Here is a 17,584-nt window from a genome sequence, read left to right as displayed (position 1 = left end):
GGGCGTGGGCCAGGCGCCTGGACGCTGGGCGCCGGCCGGCTGCCCGCCCGGCTGCCCGTCGGCCGCGCCCGGGGTGGGCTGAACGGTCTGGTCGGGCGCGGGCGACGGGGTGGGGCCGGCCGCCGCGGGCCAGCTACCGGGCGCGCCCGCCGTCCCGTCCCCGCCCGGGGCGGGCAGCCCACCGGGCGCGGGCGCGGCTGGCGGGGCGGGAGCGGCGGGGGCCGGTGCCACCGGCCCCGGGGCGGGCACACCATGCCCCTCGGGCCCCGGGACGTACCCCATGGGCGGCGCGCCCGTGGGGACGCCGACGATGCCGCCCGCCATCGCGGCGCGCTCCAGCTTGTCCAGCCGGGCCCGCACCGAACGCTCGTCGTCGAACGCGGCGGGCAGCAGCACCCGCGCGCAGATGAGCTCCAGCTGCAACCGGGGCGAGGTCGCCCCACGCATCTCCGTCAGCCCCTCGTTGACCAGGTCGGCGGCGCGGCTCAGCTCGGCGGCGCCGAACACCGACGCCTGCGCCGCCATCCGCTCGACCACGTCCGTGGGAGCGTCGATAAGGCCCTTGGCCGCCGCGTCGGGCACCGCCGCGAGGATCACCAGGTCCCGCAGCCGCTCCAACAGGTCGGCCACGAAACGCCGAGGGTCGTTCCCGCCCTCGATGACCCGGTCCACCACCTCGAACGCCGCGGCCCCGTCATCCGCCGCGAACGCGTCCACGACCGCGTCCAGCAGCGACCCGTCCGTGTACCCCAGCAGGGCCGTCGCCATGGCGTACGTCACGCCGTCCTCGGCCGCACCGGCCAGGAGCTGGTCCATGACGGACATCGAGTCGCGAACCGACCCCGCCCCGGCCCGTACGACCAGCGGCAGCACCCCGTCCTCGACGGGGATGTCCTCGCGCCCGCACACCTCGCCCAGGTACTCACGCAACGTCCCGGGCGGCACCAGCCGGAACGGGTAGTGGTGCGTACGCGACCGGATCGTCCCGATGACCTTCTCGGGCTCGGTGGTGGCGAAGATGAACTTGAGGTGCTCCGGCGGCTCTTCGACCACCTTCAGCAGGGCGTTGAAGCCCGCCGAGGTGACCATGTGCGCCTCGTCGATGATGTAGATCTTGTACCGGCTGGAGGCGGGTCCGAAGAACGCCTTCTCCCGCAGGTCACGCGCGTCGTCCACGCCACCGTGCGAGGCGGCGTCGATCTCGATGACGTCGATCGAACCGGGCCCGTTGCGCGCCAGGTCCTGACAGGACTGACACGTGCCGCAGGGCGTCGGCGTCGGGCCCTGCTCGCAGTTCAGACAGCGCGCGAGGATGCGCGCGCTCGTCGTCTTGCCACAGCCACGCGGCCCGCTGAACAGATACGCGTGGTTGACCCGGTTGTTCCGCAGCGCCTGCTGCAACGGGCTGGTGACATGCTCCTGCCCGATGACCTCGGCGAAGGTCTCGGGGCGGTAGCGACGGTAGAGCGCGAGGGACGACACGCGTACGACGATATCGGCCCCCACTGACAACCGGCCCGCGCCAACGCCGCCCCACCCGCTGGCCAGGCACTCCCCACGCCCACCACAGCGCGCGCCACGCGTGAGGCACTGATCACACCGCCACCCCCGGCGCGACCGCCCCACCCACGCAAACGCCCCTCACGCACCCGCCAGAGCCCACTTACCCTTGCTGCCTTCCGGCCCTGGGGGAGTTAGGTGAGATAGCGCCACGTGAGGGGCTGCCCCCCACCTTAGCCGATCCCCACCCCCACCCGGCACCGCCCCACCCCACCTCTCCCCCACCCCCGGATCGGGTTCGCGAGCACTCCTCGCGGTCTTGTATTGTTTGCGGCGGAGGATTCGCCTAGTGGCCTAGGGCGCACGCTTGGAAAGCGTGTTGGGGGCAACCCCTCACGAGTTCGAATCTCGTATCCTCCGCCAGTGCTCTCACCGGGCACGTTGTCGAAGGGCCCCACCGTTCGCGGTGGGGCCCTTCGACGTGCGTGGTTGCAGTTACTCGGGACAGACGGCCGTGGACTTCCACGGACCAACGTCGGTCCGCCTCCTTCGAGATCACGTCACTGGACGATGAGCCTGGGCCTCCTACGTAGCCTCGCCGCAGCAACCACGCCAGCAGCCCTCAAGCGCCTCCTCGTCAGGCGCGGGGCGGCGCCGCGGCGGCCCGGCCCTCAGTCGAGGCAAGGACGGCACGGCCACGGCCATGCTGTTCTTCCTGATCACCACCGCCGCGCACTGGCACGCCACGAAGCAGCACGCCCAAACAGGCCGAGGCCGCCCACCGGGCCGCCGAACGCGTCAGCGACGTACTCGTGTGGCGCCTTCGGCGGTTGGCCGACCTCCCCACTGGTCCCCAGAATCCCCAGGGCCGGCGAGCCAGTCACGCCCGCGCCGTCTCCGCGTCAGGGCGCCCCGCCCACGTCGCTACCAGGCTCGCGAATGGTTCCCCGCGGCAGCGCTGAGCCGCAAAACCCGAGCGGTACCGCTTGTCGCTGCTTCACCATCGTGGGTGGATGACGTGCAGTGATGCCGATCTGAGCGCTCTCCATTGCCGCCGTACCGCGCTGACGTGGTCATCCCCTGGCAGATGGTCCCCGGGCCGCGTAGTAAGCGTGCAGCGCGGCCTCGCTGCCGGAGCCCAGGGCGGTCATGATCCGTTGGAAGCGGGCGGAGCGGAGGTCGCCGGCCACGATGATGCGGGGGTGCTGGTCGGTGGGCGGGCAGTATCCGTCCGCGCCACGGGCCAGCTCTCCGGGCGGGGCGGTGGGCGCGTTGCCGATGCTGAGGTAGACGGTGTCCGCCGTGACCGTCCGCCGGGCGCCGCCCTGGTCCACTGCTTCCGCTGATACCTGGGCGCCTTCTCCGCGGGTCAGCGTCAGGTGCTCGACGGGGAGGAGGGTGACTCGGGGGTCCTCGCGGATCTCCTCGACCTTGTACGCGTCGGCCGCCGGGTACGCCACAAGCAGGCGGGTGTCGGTGGTCGGGTGGGCACGCAGGAAGGTGCCGATCGGGCGGTCGCCGCCGAGGACGAGAAGGGTATGGCCTTCGGCCTCGTCCGCCTCGGCCTCCCAGAGCGGGGGCAGGGCCAGGCCGTCGGGGGCGGTGATCCAGGCCACGTCCCCGGGCTGGAGGGGGCCGACGCCGGTCGCGACGATGGCGTACGGGGCGGTGAGGCGGGTGTCGGTGTCCACCGTGGCGCTCACCCGGTCGTCGTCAGCGTGGAGTGCGGTGACGCGTCGGCCGAGTTCGAGGCGGCACAGCTCCGTGCTCTTCAGCTCCGCGACGATGGATTCGGCGAGCTCGGGGCCGCTGGTGTAACCGCCGAGGACGTTGTTCAGGGCCGGGATCCGGTAGAGGTTCCGGCACAGCCGGTCCGGCTCGATCAGGATCGAGTGCATGCCGACGCTGGCGGCCATGCGGGCGGCGGCGCAGCCGGCCGGGCCGCCGCCGATGATGATCAGATCGGTGTCGTACAGCGTGTCGGCCATGGGGCTATTCCAACACCGGGGCCCCGGCGTACGCGGTGAGTTGGCCGATCACGTGGTCGCTGGTGACGAGTTGGCCGTTTCCGATCAAGCGGCGGGCGACGAGGAGGCCGGCGTCGTGGACGTCGGGGCCGGCGTCGCTGGCGCAGGCATCGGTGACGATCCAGGGTGCGTAGCCGTGCTCGAAGGCGTCGGCCGCGGACTTCAGGACGCAGCTCTCGGTGGCGATCCCGCAGAAGACGAGGTCGGTCCAGCCGGCCCGGCGGATCAGTTCGGTGGCCTCCGGGGTGAGGAGCGTGTACCCGGTCTTGTCGACGATCGCGTGTGCGTGGGCGGCAGCCTCGGTGAGTTCGGGGACGATGTCGGTCTCGGGCGCTTCCTGGAGCCGGCGCCACTGGAAGAAGCGCTCGTAGGGGCTGTCCGGGTAATTGAAGTACCGGGTGAAGATCACGGGTCGGCCGGCGGTGGACCACTGGGCAATCAGGTCGGAGACCGCGAGCACGGCGTGGCGGCTGTGGTGGTTCACGAAGCCGTTCTGCATGTCGATCACGACCAGCGCGGCGTTGCCGATGTCCATCCGCTGTCTCTCCTGCCCCGTGTGTTCAGTCGACGCTCTCGCGTAGAGCGTCCTGTGCGGCGCGCAGCCGCTCGGCCAGCCCGCTGGTCTTCATGATGGCCTCCCGCATCAGGACGTGCTGAGCGGTCTCCTGGGCTCGGGCGGTGGTGAGGCGGGAGGAGGCGGCTCGCAGGAAGCGCCAGCCGTACTGCTCGGGCATGGAAGGGTCCCGACCGTCCTCGATCATCTGCTGGATCTGGCGGGTGAAGCACCACAGGGCCTGGACGGCCAGTTCGCAGCTGACCAGTTCGTCGATGGTGAGGCTGCGCTCGCGGGAATGGGAGGCGTAGGCGACGCCGGACCAGCCGGCGTAGGCGGTGGAGACTCCTCGTACACCGAAGGACACGATGTCAGGGTGGTCGAAGCCGGTGGCGAGCAGCGCCTCCTCGGCCGTGCCATCCAGGGGAGCGGGACCGCACGGGGCACCACGGTCGACCAAGACCGAGGGGGTGGACAGCAGGCGCAGCGCCGTGTCGTAAGCGTCGCACGTCCAGGGACCGGAGGTGAGCCAGTACAGAGACAGGACGTACTCGGGGTTGGGGACGCTGTCGTGGTCCTCGCCCAGGAGGTCACGGAGTTCGTTCCGTGCCCAGGGCAGGTCGGGGGCGTACGAGCGGTAGCGCCAGACGGCGAGGTCGGTGAGCGCGGCGGGCTCGTGCGGCTGGACGAGGTGGAAGACGGCGACCCCGCACGCGAAGACGTGCAGGACGCAGTCCTGCGCTTCGGGGTGGTCGACGCGGGCTGAGGAGGACTCCAGCCACTGGTCGTCCGCGCTCGGAGTCATGTGCGCGCGGAGCCGGCTGGCGCGCTCGATGCCGATGAAGACCGGCAGGAACTTGTGGGAGTCGACTTCGATCCGGCCTGTGCCGGCCGGCGCGGTGTCGTTCGTTCCCAGCGCCGCCGCGAACCGCGCCTGCGCGTCGTTCGACGCTCGGTCGAGCGCGGTGTCGAGTACGGCCTGGGATTCGGTGCGAGGCTGGTAACTCGCCCCACCGCCCTCCCAGTTCGACACGGTGCGGTCGCTGACGCCCAGGTAGGCGGCGAATTCCCGCAGGCTCATGCGCAGGGCGTCGCGTAACAGTCGAGCTTCCCGGCCGGACCATCGCTGCACCGTGACCACCGTCGTACCCCCTGTCCGCCGCTGGTGGAACGCCGAAGCAACCAGTGTGGCCAACCCCGTTCGGCATCGATGCAGCACTGTTGCAGCACCCGCGCGTCACGCTCCGCGACCAGTGTGCACCATGCTGTATTTGCGAGCCGGGGAAAGTGGTGACCGTCGAAAAGTGCCCCTCGTACTAGCCGAGGATGAGAGGGAATGCCCCATTGGGTAGTTTTGCGGCGCCCCTCACAAGTCCCGCGAGGACGCTGTAGGGACGGGGCTCGAGTCGCACCAGACTCTCCCTCATCTCCAGAGACACCCCGTACCGGCGTAGCTCCCTTTCAGCGACAGCGCCGATACATGCGTGGCAGCCCTGCCATGCATTCCAGGCCCGCTTCCTTCTTCGCAGCGCCTTCCACCTCTCGCCACCCGGCCTGGACGATCTCTAGAAGAAACATGAGTGAGAGCAGCAGGCTGAGAAAATCCAGCATCGACGCTGACCCGCGCACACGGTCCGCATGCGAGCCCATGAGTTCTCTGAGGAGCGGCTCTTTGATATCCCCCCCGCAGCCCAGACTTCGACATCTCGCGGCGTCGGGTCTTGCTGAAAGCATCGTCGACTCTGGATCCGATCCCGGTACGTCCACCATTTTGCCGGATAGCAGCCGGTTCCGCGGGACGGTGCGCACTCCTAACCAATCCAGCACCTCGGAGAAGCAGAAGCACTCCGCCCCACCGGATCGCACCGGGGTGGGGAAGTCGCCACGCCGCTTCTCCCAGATGGTGGCCGTCGCACGGGCGACCCCTGCTCGGATCGCGATTTCAGCCCGAGGGATCACTGAGCTTCTTCGAGTTGGCCACCAATCGGGTGACGGTCTGCGAACCGCAACGAGCGAGGCCCCCAGGCGGTTGATCGAGATGTCTGACGTCTCAATCACGTTGCTCGGGGGCCTCGTTGGTCATCCATCCTGCCGCACTCGACCTGCCGCATGCACTTGTCGAGTGGGTCACCATGTTGATCGTCACCCGTGAGGGCGACCGGCGGTGCAAGCTCCGTCCGTCCCAGCGCGCGATGGTGGCACTGGTGTACCTGCGCGAACACACCACTCTGGCGAAGATCGCCGCAGGCTTCGGGATCAGCGAGTCCACCGCCCACTCCTACACCAGCACGGTCATCGACCTGCTCGCCGCACGTGCACCGGGCCTACTGAAGACGCTGCGCGAACATGATCCCGACATCGTCCTCCTCGACGGGACACTCACCGAGTGCGACCGGGTCGGCGACGGCCGGGCCGACTACTCCCACAAAGACCGGCGCCACGGCGCGAACGTACAGATCGTCACCGACCCCGGAGGCCGGCTGCTCTGGCCCTCGCCCGCCCTGCCGGGCCGCACGCACGACCTGACCGCCGCCCGCACCCACCGGATCATCCGAATCTGCGAGCGCCATGGCGTTCCCATCGTGGCCGATCTCGCCTACCAGGGCGGCGGTGCCTGGCTGACCACGGGCATCAAACGCAAGCCCAGGCAGGAACTCACGCTCACCGAGAAGACCCGCAACCGTGCCCTGGCCGCGGCACGGGCACCCGTCGAACGCGGCGTCGCTCGCCTGAAGTCCTGGCGGATCTTCCGCAGATCCCGATGCAGCCCCAACCGCATGACGTCAATCGCCAAGGCCACCCTCACCCTGCAGCGGCAACGCTGAAGAAGCTCACTGGATCTCGCTCGTTCACCCCTATCGCACACTGCCCCTTCGCCTGCACCCCTACTGACGGCTAGAACGCTAAGGAGGCAACGCATCCATGTCCGCTGGGCATGACACGTGCACAGTGGGCGGGATGATGCCCAACTCACCCAGCTCACTACACCAAACGATACAATATGCGACAAAGCGCAACCTTAAGGCGCACCAGACCCCTCCGCTCCTCCTGCACTAGACACGGGCACTATCAGAGAGCTACGCCTCCACCGCACCCACCTCACACTTCGCAGCGAGCAATCGAGACAGCAGCAAAAGAACGAGAATGATCTCTTCCAGGCAAGCTGCACCGCATTCTGGTCACCTCACCTCCGGGCCCGTCCACGTCTGCGACGCTGCGTGACAGGCAATCCACAGAGGTTGGAGCAGCCACGCGCTCCATGAAACCGAAGGGAGTTCCATTCATGCGTACCGAGACGCTGATGGTCACACCGGATATCTGCACCGGCTGGATGAAGAACAGAGTCTGCAATCGCGTTCCGTTGCGTGGTTTCAACGTCGAGAAGTTCCGTGAGATCCTACGGAGTGGACAATTCCGCACCACTCATCAAGGGTTCGCCCTGGACCTGCACGGCTGTCTCATCGACGGACAGCATCGAGCACAGGCCATCATCGACACAGAAATCTCCGTGACCGCACAAGTCACATACGACCTGGCCCCGGACGCTTTCTCCGCCATCGACGGGGGCCGCGTGCGCACTGCCGGTGACTACGTAGCCCAGGCGGCTGGCATGTCACAGAACAACGCCAACTATTATGGTGCGGCACTGAAGATCCTGCGCAATCGAGCCGGCGGCCTGCACTGGACCCGTTGGCCCTCAGGGAAGCTCACGGCTGACGAGATTCCCGCCCTTATGGCATCCTGGCCAGTTCCGGAACCCTTGATCAACTACATGCTCACGAAAGGGCGCCAGTGCCACGCTAGCGGCACAGGCTTGCTCATCAGCCGCCAGATCATCCTGGAGAAGTGGCCCGAGCACGTCGCCGATCTGTTCTTCAGAAACATCGGTGACGCGAGTCGCGACTATGTCGGCAAGGATCCTCGAGCCGTCTACACAAACACCATGCTCAACGTGAATAAAGGCGTCGTCAGCAGGGACAGTGTCCAACAGTCAGCACAAGCGATCAAAGCATTCAACGCACTCGTCACCGGCGAGACCATCGGCACCCTGAAAAAGATGAAGCGGGGCGGCGTCAAAGTCGTACGCAACCGTCAGACCGGTGAGGAAATGGAACAGGAGTACCTCGCAGACCGGTTCCCCGACGTAGTCGACGTACAGACGACCAGCGGGAACTGGCTGAATACCAAAAACCGCTAGACGAGGCCCTGCTAGACGCTTCGGCTCCTTCTGACGCCAAACTGCACGGACGAGTACATGATCGGCACAGTGCTCGCCGTCATCATTCTAGAGCAGAAGGGGCAGGTGCCACCTTCGCATCGGACGCCACGATGGCCTGGAGGCTGGTCTCATACTCGATCGCTGCTAAGAAGACGCAACCCGGCGATCCGATCTCATTTTGGGTCCGAATCACTCCTACCCAGCACACGCCCGACGTCCCGCCCTGCCCTGCCCTGCCCTCGAACGAAATGCCCCTGCCCCATAGCACTACAAAAGAATGCGCATTTCGACGGCATGTTGGGGGCAGCCCCCCACGAGTTCGAATCTCGTATCCGCCGCACTCGCCTGGACTGGCGAAACGAAGGGCCCCGCTGGTCGCCAACGGGGCCCTTCGTCGTTTCCCCCGGCCGTTGTCGCCGCACGACTCTCGCGGAGCTCCTCGGCCTCGTGTGCGCCGGCCGCGGGGCGCGTCACGGGTGGGCGGAGGTCGGTGACCGGGTGGCCGCACGGGGTGGGGACGGCGCGGCGTCGGGCTCGGGGGAGGTCGTCGGCTTCGCGGAGGTCGCCGCTGGGGATGGGGTACGCCGGTGTCACGTCGCCGGTGACGGCGTGCGACGGCTGGCGGTGCGCTTCCCACGGCCGAAAGCCGGTGAAGAGATCCGTGACGCCTAGCGGCTCGGACCGCGGATCTGAAGGTCGCCGAGCTGGGGGAACTTCTCCCCGAGGCGGAGGGCGCGTGGCCGGGCCCGGGGGCCGGTGTGCCAGGCCGCGACGGATCGGGGCGCTCCGGCGGCGCGTCCACCACCGGGGCCGCCGTGGTGGAGGTGCCCCTACGCGAACCGTGCCGCCACGCGCCGAGGGATGGCCTCTGTTCGGCGCGGCATGCGCCGAGGTGTCGGCCGGGGGGGGAACGCGACTGCGGCGGGGTTGTCCGCGAGCGCTGATCGGTGGGTGGGCCACGTGAGTGCACAGTGCGCCCGCCCGGTTGGGTCGGGTGTCGTTCGTGGGGGTGTGGGGTTGGGGGCGGGAGTCGCGCTCGTGGTCCCGCCGGGTGCTGTGGGCGGTTCCTTTCGCGTTGGCCGCGATGGTTCGTGGGCGCGCTGGTGGGAGGGGGGTGGCGTGCTGGTTGGGGTGGGTGTGGTGACGGTGAACGCGTTTGTCGTACGGAGTCGTTGCGGCGGCGACGGTCAACACGGGGCCCGAGGGCCCTGCCCTCCTCCGTGGGGGGTGGCGGGGCGGGGGGTGGGGGTGGGGCGGTCGTGTGGAGTGGCCGAACGGGGCTGGTGGGACTGAATCGTGGGCTCCACGGGTGGTCTCTGGCCCTCTTTCGGGGGTGGGTTGGTGGGGGCTGGGTGGGGTGTGACGAGGGGCTACGCTCGGTTGTGGCGATCGGGTACGGCGCGGGGAGCGGGGGTGTGTCACCTCGGTTCCGGCTCGGGCGTGTTGTCGCGGGTGGGTGCGGGGGTGGTGGGCGCGTGGGGCGGGTGCGGCCTGGGTTGGCGCGCCGTGGTGCCGCGCGCGATCGCCTCGTGATCCGCCGTCCGATGGCCTTGGTCTGGCTCAGCGAAAGGATGACCTAGCAATGGCGCACCACGTCCCGGTGGCTCCGCACACCGCGGAACGCCGGATTCCTCGCCACCAGCTCGGCGAGAAGGACATGTTGTGGGCCTGGTTGCGTTTCGCCAGGGCGACCGTCGCGGCCAAGGCGACCGGTCTGTCCGAAGCGCAACTGCGGGCCAGTTTGGTGCCGTCCGCGACCACGGTGGGCGGGATTCTCACCCATCTCGTCACGGTGGAGCAGCACTGGTTCGGGATCGTGCTCGGCGGTCGGGAGCACGCAATGCCGTTCGGGGCGGATGATCCGGACGGCGACTGGCGGGTCGCCGATGACGACGACCTCGACGGCCTGCTCGCCCGCTACCGCGCGGCCTGTGACGCCAGCGACGAGGTCATCGCCTCGCTCGACCTCGACAGCACGGGCGCCCAGAAGACCGGCGACTACACCCTGCGCTGGGCGATGATGCACGTGACCATGGACGCGAGCCGCCACGCGGGCCACGCGGACGTGCTGCGCGAACTTCTGGACGGCGAGCGGGGCTGGTAGCGGAACAGCGGGTGACGGCGTGCACGGGCGAGGCCCCGACCGGTGTCCTGGTCGGGGCCCTCGTCGTCGTGGGGTGGTTGCCGTCCCGGTCAGTTCCCCGGCGGTGCGCCTCGGGCCGCGCCCGCCGAGGGTGTGGCCCAGGCGCCGTACCCGTTGGAGCTGGCAGTTCCGGACAGGTCACGCCGCACGGCCCCCGAGGTGCGTGCCGTCCCGCGCCCTTCGAAGGTCAGCGCTGGTCAGGCGCCCGCCGTGGTCGGCCGCGCGAGCTGGCGGCCTGTTACACCGACCGCCCCTGTGGCACGCCTCCAGGCCAGCCGTTGGCATACGGGCGGGGTGCTTCCGCGCCGGCGCCCGCGCCTTGTTGGCCGGGTACGGTCCGGCCCAGTGCGCCGAGGCGATCGCGCAGGAGGGCGGAGAGTTCCTGTCGCTCCTGCGCTGTCAGTGTCCCGAGCAGGCCGGCCACCTCGTCCTGCCACGTGGTCTCGCCCCGGAGCAGCCCGGAGTGGGCCACCGTCCAGTCGAGTACCTGGCTGACCTGATCAGGGTGCCTGACCAACCAGAGCGCCGCCAGGGACACCGGGCCGTCGCGTACAGCGCGCTTGCAGAAGTCGTACTCCTCACGGCTGGTGCCCGACCAGAGGTAGGCGGGCTCCGCGCCGTCGGAGTCGGCCAGGCGTAGTTCGGTGTCACCCTCCCGCGCCGAGACGTCGGTGGCGCGGTAGCTCAGCCCGCACTCCGGCAGCGCGCGGGCCACGGCCAGTTGCTGTCGCATCTCGGGAACGCCGAAACCGTGACCGGCGGCGGCGTACTCGGCCTTCAGGTGACGCAGGCGGCGGTCGAGGTCCCTGCGTACCGCCGGCCAGCCGTGGGTCGTGCGCGACCGCACGGTCTGGGTCGGGTCGTGTACCCACCACAGGACCTGTACGTCCACCGACTCGGTCCCGTGATGTGTGGGCATCGCGACGGTCCGGGTTCCCGGGAACTCGTCCAGTGGGACCAGGTACGCGCTGTCGTGTCCGAACAGCCGGGGGCGGGCGACTGTGCCCTCCCTCGCCGGCTCGCCGGAGTCGAGGGCGAGCGCGCCGGGGGCAGGGGCGGGCTGCTGGCGAGACCCCGACAGGTGGTAGAGCCCGCCCCGGTCACGGAGTACCAGGGCCCGGTCCTGGCGACCCGACCAACGCTGGCGCAGGATCTCACGCCAGGGGGCGTAGCGGGCGCGGGTGTAGAGGGGAGGGTTGAGTTCAGTGTTCACCGTGTCCTCCGTGCGAGTGCGCGGGCTCCGGTCGGCGTGGCGTGCCCCGCCGCCAGGAGGCCAGCGCCTGGCGGGCGATGTGTCGCCCGGCGAGTTCGGGGTTGGTCTCGTCCCGGTCCATCTCGACGAACAGGCGCAGGACGCCATGTCGCATCTCCCGCGCGAGGGCGGTGAGCAGGGCCTCCACGGCGGTACGTCGGCGCTCGTCCCACGCCGCCGTGCGACACCAGCTCATCAGCGCCAGGCGGGTCTCGTCGAAGAGGTCGTCGTCGTTCAGCGTGCGGCGGATCAGTTCGGTGATCTCCTCGCTGTACCCGTCCGGGTCGAGCAGTTGGGCCTGGAACCAGTCGGCCTCGCGCAGGAGGTGCGGGAAGGCCCAGAGCGCCAGTTCCGCGTCGCCTCCCTCCGTGCCCACCCACCGCAGGAGGTGACGGAAGACCGTCGGCTCGCTGCCCGCCGCGAACAGGGCGCGCACGGCGCGGCGTACGGCACGGCTGACGTGGTACTCGTCGCCGTCGTGGCCCCGGTACGCGTGCCACAGCAGCCGCATGGCCAGGTCCGGGCGGGCGGCCCCGAAGTCCGTCCCGCAGGCGTGGACGACCGTGGCTCGCAGCCGCCAACTGCTCTTCACACTCCACTCGGTGAGGCGGTGCTTGACCTCGCTGGCCAGGATCGGATCCGCGGCCGCGGCCACACCCAACGCGTACGCGGCGATCGCCCGACTGGTGGCGCGCTCGGACGCGGCGAGGGTGCCGATGTGCCGCAGCGCCCGTCGACCGCCACCCCAGCCGGCGGCCATTCCCATGACCCGCCCGACGGGCTGGGCCAACTCGCCCTCGTTGTGCGGCACCTTGTCCATCCAGTCCGTGAGCAGTGCGGACAACTGGCCGTACTGGCGCCACACGTGGCGCAGTACGGCGTCCGCCTGTCGGTGGCGTGTGAAGCGCACCGGCTCCACCGCGTACGTGTAGCCGGAGCCGGTGTGGGTCTGCCGGGGCGCGCACTGCGCGCGCACCATGCGGAGCAGCTCGTCCAGGGAGCGGCGGAAGACGAACCGGGGGTTGGGGCGGGGCGTCTGGCTGGTGGCGGCCGGCCACCGGCCCGTGTCACCCTCGCCCGCCTCCGGGAGGAGGACGGAGTTCAGGCGCCCGTCAGCCAGGGCGAGCAGCCGTTCCGCCTCCTCCTGGACGATCCGGTGGTCCAGACCCTCGAAGACGCACACCGCCAGCAGGAAGGCCAGCCCGTCGGGGTCGTCCTGGAGCGCGCTGAGCAGGTCCGGGGCCTCTCCCTCCGCGAGGAAACTCAGCCGGTCCCGGAGGTCCGTGGCGTCCTGGCCTTCCACCGTCCGCTCGGTGATGGCGGCGACCAATTCGACCACCTGGGCCGGGACCAGCTCGGAGGCCAGCAGTTCGTCCAGCAGTCCCGGCTCCAGGCGTGCCAGCAGCCGTTCGCGTTCCGTGGCATCGGGCACGGCGGCGCGGAGGAGAGCGTCGAAGACCGCGCGGGGTGGTGGGGGCTGGCAGCGAACGGGCGTCACGTGGAGTTCGCGGTGGAGGCCACGTACCAGCCCCGGTTCGTCGGGCAGCACGATCACCATGCTGGCGTTGGCGTCGCTGAGCGCGCGGCGCAGGTTGGCGATGATCGCCGGACTGAGCGGGTGCTGGGGCAGCAGGCCGTGGACGAGGTAACCCCTGGTTCGGGTCTGGGCCGTGGGACGCCACTGAGCCAGGTTGACGTCGCTGTCGAGTGCGCGCAGGTCCATGCTGCCGCCGGTGTGGCGGAAGAGCAGGTTCAGCGCCGCCGTGCGACGCCCGGTGCCCGGCTCTCCGAACAGGAACAGGACGCTGGTGGCGAGCTCCGCGAGGGCGGCGGGGAACCAGGGAGGTTCCGCGAAGCCGCTCTGGGCGTCGAGGATCTCCAGGGCCGAGATCGGACCCTCGTGTGCCTCGACCCGTCGACCGCCGGGGCTGGTCGGCCCGCCCTGGTTCTCCACGCGTTGGCCGCCGTGGAGGGAACCGGCGTTGATGTTTCCGTACGGGGCGTAGATGAGGTTGTGCCGGCCGCTGGGCAGACCGGAGCCCGGGGGGCCCTCGAGGCGGTCGAGGAAGTCGTCGAAGTCGTCGTCGATGACGTCGTTCTCCCCGTGCCCCTCCCCGGGCGTGGGCGCGGCCGGCGCCGCCGGCGCGGGGGGCTCGTCCGAGGGTGGGGGTTTGTCGCTCTCGTTCGTGGCGTCGGGCGGGTTCTGCTCGGGTGTCACCGGCGGCCCACGTTCTTGTCACCGTGGACCGTGTCTCCCTGGTTGCCGTGGACGGTGCCCGCCTTGCCGCCGGCGACGTAGTCGCCACCGAAGGAGTCGCCGGCTGCCTCGACGTTGCTCACGTGCTGGCCCCCGTGCACGGTCCCGGTGTTCAGGTTCCCGCGCTCGGCATGGTGCGTCACCGACCGGTGGGTCGGTTCGTCCCTGGTCGCGTGCCCGTCGGGGCCGTCGCCCACGTGGCGCGTCCCCTGGTCCCGGATCACCTGGTCGCCCAGGATGCGGCGGTCGTAGAGGTTGCCGGAGGGTGCCGGCACGTAGAGCCACGCGCGCTGGTCGAACCGTTTGCCCTCGACGGTGGCCGGAACCTCGATGAAGTGGTCGGTGTGGCGTCCGGTGTAGCCGCTTTCCACCGCGTCCTGGTAGCAGCGGTCGGAGAGGATGGCGGCGACCTGGGTGATGTTCTCGTTGGAGGCCGCCAGCATGGCCTTGACCGGGCGCGAGTCCAGCAGTCGATGGGTGTCGTTACGCGGCGTGCCGTTGCCGTCGAACTCCTCGCCGGTGTCGGGCAGCGGGCCGATGTGGAGGCTGACCCGGAGTCGGATGCGCACCGCGCCCGTGGAGTGCACGGTGAATTCGGCGAGCACGTCCTGGAGGGTGTGCAGCCAGGGGTGGATCAGGTAGGGCATCCACCTCGGGTCGAACCCGAAGACGTAGCCGTCGCCGGTGGACGCGGGGAACCGCTGGTCCTGCCAGACGTGTGCGATGTCGGCCCGCTCGAACGCTCGCTGGAGTAGCTGCGGAATGGCACGACTGATCGTCCCGTGTTCGATGGCGGGGTACCCCGTGAAGCCCTTGGCGTCCACCGCCACGATCCCGCGATAGGGCGGCAGGGGGCGGGACTCGACATGTGGTCGAGCGGTGGCTTCGGGCAGGGGCTGGTGGAACTGCTCGGGCATGAGGGCTCCTCGGCTTTCCCGGACGGGCTGGGTAGGTACGAGCTTCGCGGGACAGTGGCACGCGGTGTGCTCGCTCAGTGCGGATACGCGGTGACGGCCGTCACAACGAAACCGTGGGTGTGTTCGCGGGGCCGCGGGCCTCAGTCGCGGTGTCGCGCGCTCGCTCGTCGCAGCTCCGGCAGGTCGTCGATGAAGATGCGTTTGCGTTCGGCGTGCACGCGAAAGGGCGCCAGTTCGGTCAGGCACGCGGAGATCGTGTTACGCGAGACGCTGAGGTGTTGCGCGAGTTCGCCCCGCGTCAGGGCGAACTCCAGCCGTCTTCCCGGGGGGATCGCGGCGTGACCCGAGATGTCCGCGAGGTTCACCAGGGCCACGGCGAGGCGCGCGACGGCGTCGCCGCCGCCCCGGGCGCTGTCCGACTCTCTCAGCCTGCCCAACGCGTAACGCACCAGCACGGGGAACAGGTCGTGCTGCGTGACCAGCCGCAGGAACTCCGTCTTGCTCAGGACACCGACCGAGCAGTCCGAGGTCGCCTCGACGCTCGCCGAACGCGTGTCGTCGTCCAACACCGCGACCTCGCCCAGAAGTTCTCCGGGGCCGCGAAAGGCCAGCAGCGTGAGGGCTCCGTTCCGCTCGCGTCGGATCACCTTCGCCACCCCGCTGCCGAGCATGAGCACATGGGAGCCGGGCTCGCCCTGTCTGAGCAGCGTGGTACCGATCAGATGGCGACGCGCGTACGAATGCCCCAACATGTCGGCCCAGACCGCGTCACCCACCAGCGTCCGCAGTGTGCGATTCGGCGAAAGCGGCGCTCCCTCTACGCGATCACTCAAGCGATCACCCATGGGACGACCTTAGAAGAGAGCGGCCCACCCCGGTCGGCGGTTTCGGCTTCCGCGCGCCGGGCTTGGCGTCGGCGCACCACTTGATCGACTCCCCTGCCTCGTGGGCCTCTTCCGCATCAGGGTTCGACGCATCGTCGGGCGTCAGGATGCGGGTAGCGCGCCCCCGCCCGCCTTCGACACCCCGCGCTCAGGCTGGGTGCACCGCCTCCGTGGCCGGGTGGTCGCTACGGAGGCGGTGCGCTTCGGCGGTCGGAGCCGGGCGGGTGGGTGGATGGGGGTTAGAGCTGACGGGGATCGGGGCCGGCCCGCGACGGGTCGCATCCGAGGGTGAGCCCTTGTGCGAGCGTGCGGCACATGCCCGCCCCGTCGCCGAATTCCGGGGGCCGCCCCCGTACCGGAAATGCCCGGGGAACGCGTACGACGTCACGCCGCCGGGGGTCGGGGTGGCCCGGCCGGTTTCCGGTGGCCACCGCAACGGGCCCGGCGCCCGGGCCCACCGCCCCCGGCCCGACTCCGGTCGCGCCGCCCCCGCACCGACCCCGCGCCGCCCCCGCACCCCCCGCCGGCGCCCCGCGCGGGACACGCTCCGCCCGGTGCGCGAAATCCGCGCGCCGCGAGCGATCGCCTTCGGTTACGGTGCGGTCATGCAATGACGCCTGCCCGCGTGTCGGGCGCCGCCCCGCCTCCTTCGGCTTCGCGACCATCTGGAAACCCCGAAGGAGACATCACCATGAGTACGTCGTTCTCACACGACGCCGCCGACGCGCCCCGGGCCGCCGGCCAACCCAGCGTGCCCGGTGCCGCCGTGCCCACCACGGCCGGTTTCGCCCAGGCCACCGAGCGGCGTGGCGCGCCCCGCGTTCCGGCCGTGCCGGACGCCTTCATCGCCTCGTACGGCCGCGACAACCCGTCCGGCCGCGCGTGGCTGGCCCGGCTGCCCGCGCTGGCCGGGGAGATGCTGGAGCGCTGGTCGCTGCGGGTGAGCGGGCCGGCGGCGCACGGCATGGCCTCGCTCGTGCTGCCGGTGACCCGCGCGGACGGCGGCCTGGCCGTGTTGAAGCTCCAGGAGGTCAGGGCGGAGACGGCGGGGTCCGCGAGCGGGCTGCGGGCGTGGGACGGCCACGGCGTGGTGCGGTTGCTCGCCGACGACCCGGACACGGCCACGCTGTTGCTCGAACGGCTGGACGCGAGCCGGCCGCTGTCCACGGTGGCCGACGACACCGAGGCCGTGGGCGTCCTCGCCGCACTCCTCGCCCGGACCACCGCCGTGCCCGCGCCCCCGGACGTACGCCGCCTCGCCGACATCGCCACGGCCATGCTCGCCGACGTGCCGAAGGCCGCCGAGGGCCTACGCGACGCGGCGGACCGGCGGCTGCTGCGCGCGTGCGCGGCGGCGGTCGCCGACCTCGTCGGCGAGGCCGGCGACCGGCTGCTGCACTGGGACCTGCACTACGACAACGTGCTGGCCGGCGAGCGCGAGCCCTGGTTGGCCATCGACCCCGAACCGCTCGCGGGCGACCCGGGGTTCGAGCTGCTCCCGGCGCTGGACAACCGGTGGGAGGCCGTGGTGGCCGGGGGCGTGACCCGTACGGTGCTGCGCCGCTTCGACCTGCTGACCGAGGCGCTCGACCTCGATCGGCGGCGGGCCACCGGCTGGACGCTCGGCCGCGTCCTGCAGAACTCCCTGTGGGACGTCGAGGACGGCAAGACCACCCTTGACCCCGTCCAGGTCACCATCGCCACCACGTTGCTGACCCACCGCTGATCGGCCGCGGGGGGGGGCCCCCCCCCCGCGCCCCGCCCCCCCCACCCCGGGGGCCGGCGGCCCCCCCCCCCCCGCCCCCCCCCCCCCCCCCCCCCCCCCCCCCCCC

The 17,584-nt window shown here is 70.5% G+C and carries 12 protein-coding genes, 1 tRNA gene, 1 other RNA gene and 1 pseudogene; 6 read left to right on the top strand and 9 right to left on the bottom strand.

The window, feature by feature from the left end; translation table 11 throughout:
* Both ACFVFR_RS31475 and ffs read right to left on the bottom strand, forming a co-directional pair.
* Positions 1 to 1,482: DNA polymerase III subunit gamma and tau (locus tag ACFVFR_RS31475; RefSeq protein WP_383707985.1), on the bottom strand; the 1,482-nt coding region annotated here is incomplete at its 3' end.
* A gap of 147 nt (positions 1,483 to 1,629) precedes the next feature.
* Positions 1,630 to 1,726, bottom strand: an RNA gene (ffs, locus tag ACFVFR_RS31470) — signal recognition particle sRNA small type.
* Between the two features lie 109 nt (positions 1,727 to 1,835).
* Between ffs and ACFVFR_RS31465 the strand changes: the two genes are divergently transcribed.
* Both ACFVFR_RS31465 and ACFVFR_RS31460 read left to right on the top strand, forming a co-directional pair.
* Positions 1,836 to 1,923, top strand: a tRNA-Ser gene (locus ACFVFR_RS31465).
* 235 nt (positions 1,924 to 2,158) lie between these two features.
* Positions 2,159 to 2,462 (top strand): annotated as a pseudogene (locus ACFVFR_RS31460) (hypothetical protein); the annotation flags it as partial.
* A 111-nt stretch (positions 2,463 to 2,573) separates the two neighbouring features.
* Here ACFVFR_RS31460 and ACFVFR_RS31455 read toward each other — a convergent pair.
* From ACFVFR_RS31455 to ACFVFR_RS31445, 3 genes are read right to left on the bottom strand one after another with little or no spacing between them, the layout of a single operon-like run.
* The gene (locus tag ACFVFR_RS31455; RefSeq protein WP_383707983.1) at positions 2,574 to 3,488 is read right to left on the bottom strand and encodes an FAD-dependent oxidoreductase; all 915 of its coding nucleotides are present in this window, start codon (positions 3,486 to 3,488) and stop codon (positions 2,574 to 2,576) included.
* 4 nt (positions 3,489 to 3,492) lie between these two features.
* Positions 3,493 to 4,062 carry a cysteine hydrolase gene (locus ACFVFR_RS31450; protein ID WP_383707981.1) on the bottom strand — a complete coding sequence of 190 codons (570 nt, stop codon included), beginning with the start codon at positions 4,060 to 4,062 and terminating at the stop codon, positions 3,493 to 3,495.
* A 25-nt stretch (positions 4,063 to 4,087) separates the two neighbouring features.
* Complete coding sequence (locus tag ACFVFR_RS31445) at positions 4,088 to 5,161, bottom strand: helix-turn-helix domain-containing protein (RefSeq protein WP_383707979.1); 1,074 nt, start codon at positions 5,159 to 5,161, stop codon at positions 4,088 to 4,090.
* Between the two features lie 994 nt (positions 5,162 to 6,155).
* Here ACFVFR_RS31445 and ACFVFR_RS31440 point away from each other — a divergent pair.
* From ACFVFR_RS31440 to ACFVFR_RS31430, 3 genes are all read left to right on the top strand, one after another.
* Complete coding sequence (locus tag ACFVFR_RS31440; protein ID WP_383707977.1) at positions 6,156 to 6,905, top strand: transposase family protein; 750 nt, start codon at positions 6,156 to 6,158, stop codon at positions 6,903 to 6,905.
* Between the two features lie 458 nt (positions 6,906 to 7,363).
* Positions 7,364 to 8,278: a hypothetical protein gene (locus ACFVFR_RS31435; protein ID WP_383707975.1), complete on the top strand. Its 915-nt coding sequence runs from the start codon at positions 7,364 to 7,366 to the stop codon at positions 8,276 to 8,278.
* A 1,603-nt stretch (positions 8,279 to 9,881) separates the two neighbouring features.
* Positions 9,882 to 10,403, top strand: a complete 522-nt coding sequence (locus ACFVFR_RS31430; protein ID WP_383707973.1) for a DinB family protein — start codon at positions 9,882 to 9,884, stop codon at positions 10,401 to 10,403.
* A 277-nt stretch (positions 10,404 to 10,680) separates the two neighbouring features.
* On the opposite strand, the gene ACFVFR_RS31425 is transcribed toward ACFVFR_RS31430, so the two are convergent.
* The 4 genes from ACFVFR_RS31425 to ACFVFR_RS31410 all read right to left on the bottom strand — a co-directional run bounded on the left by ACFVFR_RS31425 (position 10,681) and on the right by ACFVFR_RS31410 (position 15,644).
* Positions 10,681 to 11,655 (bottom strand): hypothetical protein, encoded by a 975-nt coding sequence (locus tag ACFVFR_RS31425; RefSeq protein ID WP_383707971.1) that lies wholly within the window; start codon positions 11,653 to 11,655, stop codon positions 10,681 to 10,683.
* Positions 11,645 to 13,912 (bottom strand): hypothetical protein, encoded by a 2,268-nt coding sequence (locus ACFVFR_RS31420; RefSeq protein ID WP_383707970.1) that lies wholly within the window; start codon positions 13,910 to 13,912, stop codon positions 11,645 to 11,647. The genes ACFVFR_RS31425 and ACFVFR_RS31420 overlap by 11 nt, the downstream gene beginning before the upstream one ends.
* Positions 13,909 to 14,868, bottom strand: a complete 960-nt coding sequence (locus tag ACFVFR_RS31415) for a hypothetical protein (protein ID WP_383707968.1) — start codon at positions 14,866 to 14,868, stop codon at positions 13,909 to 13,911. The genes ACFVFR_RS31420 and ACFVFR_RS31415 overlap by 4 nt, the downstream gene beginning before the upstream one ends.
* A 140-nt stretch (positions 14,869 to 15,008) precedes the next feature.
* The gene (locus ACFVFR_RS31410; protein WP_383707966.1) at positions 15,009 to 15,644 is read right to left on the bottom strand and encodes a Crp/Fnr family transcriptional regulator; all 636 of its coding nucleotides are present in this window, start codon (positions 15,642 to 15,644) and stop codon (positions 15,009 to 15,011) included.
* 799 nt (positions 15,645 to 16,443) lie between these two features.
* On the opposite strand from ACFVFR_RS31410, the gene ACFVFR_RS31405 reads away from it, so the two are divergent.
* The gene (locus ACFVFR_RS31405) at positions 16,444 to 17,478 is read left to right on the top strand and encodes an aminoglycoside phosphotransferase family protein (RefSeq protein WP_383707964.1); all 1,035 of its coding nucleotides are present in this window, start codon (positions 16,444 to 16,446) and stop codon (positions 17,476 to 17,478) included.
* Positions 17,479 to 17,584: the final 106 nt, after the last annotated feature.

Source organism: Streptomyces sp. NPDC057702 (assembly GCF_042799315.1).
Taxonomy (GTDB): Bacteria; Actinomycetota; Actinomycetes; order Streptomycetales; family Streptomycetaceae; genus Streptomyces.
The sequence above is the reverse complement of the archived record's forward strand: the minus strand, read 5'-3'. Positions and strand labels throughout refer to the sequence as shown.

What these genes read in the sequence shown, in the direction of transcription:
- ACFVFR_RS31455 (WP_383707983.1), bottom strand. Translation starts at nt 3,488, where the DNA reads ATGGCCGACACGCTGTACGACACCGATCTGATCATCATCGGCGGCGGC.
- ACFVFR_RS31450 (WP_383707981.1), bottom strand. Translation starts at nt 4,062, where the DNA reads ATGGACATCGGCAACGCCGCGCTGGTCGTGATCGACATGCAGAACGGC.
- ACFVFR_RS31445 (WP_383707979.1), bottom strand. Translation starts at nt 5,161, where the DNA reads ATGAGCCTGCGGGAATTCGCCGCCTACCTGGGCGTCAGCGACCGCACC.
- ACFVFR_RS31435 (WP_383707975.1), top strand. Translation starts at nt 7,364, where the DNA reads ATGCGTACCGAGACGCTGATGGTCACACCGGATATCTGCACCGGCTGG.
- ACFVFR_RS31430 (WP_383707973.1), top strand. Translation starts at nt 9,882, where the DNA reads ATGGCGCACCACGTCCCGGTGGCTCCGCACACCGCGGAACGCCGGATT.
- ACFVFR_RS31415 (WP_383707968.1), bottom strand. Translation starts at nt 14,868, where the DNA reads ATGCCCGAGCAGTTCCACCAGCCCCTGCCCGAAGCCACCGCTCGACCA.
- ACFVFR_RS31405 (WP_383707964.1), top strand. Translation starts at nt 16,444, where the DNA reads ATGAGTACGTCGTTCTCACACGACGCCGCCGACGCGCCCCGGGCCGCC.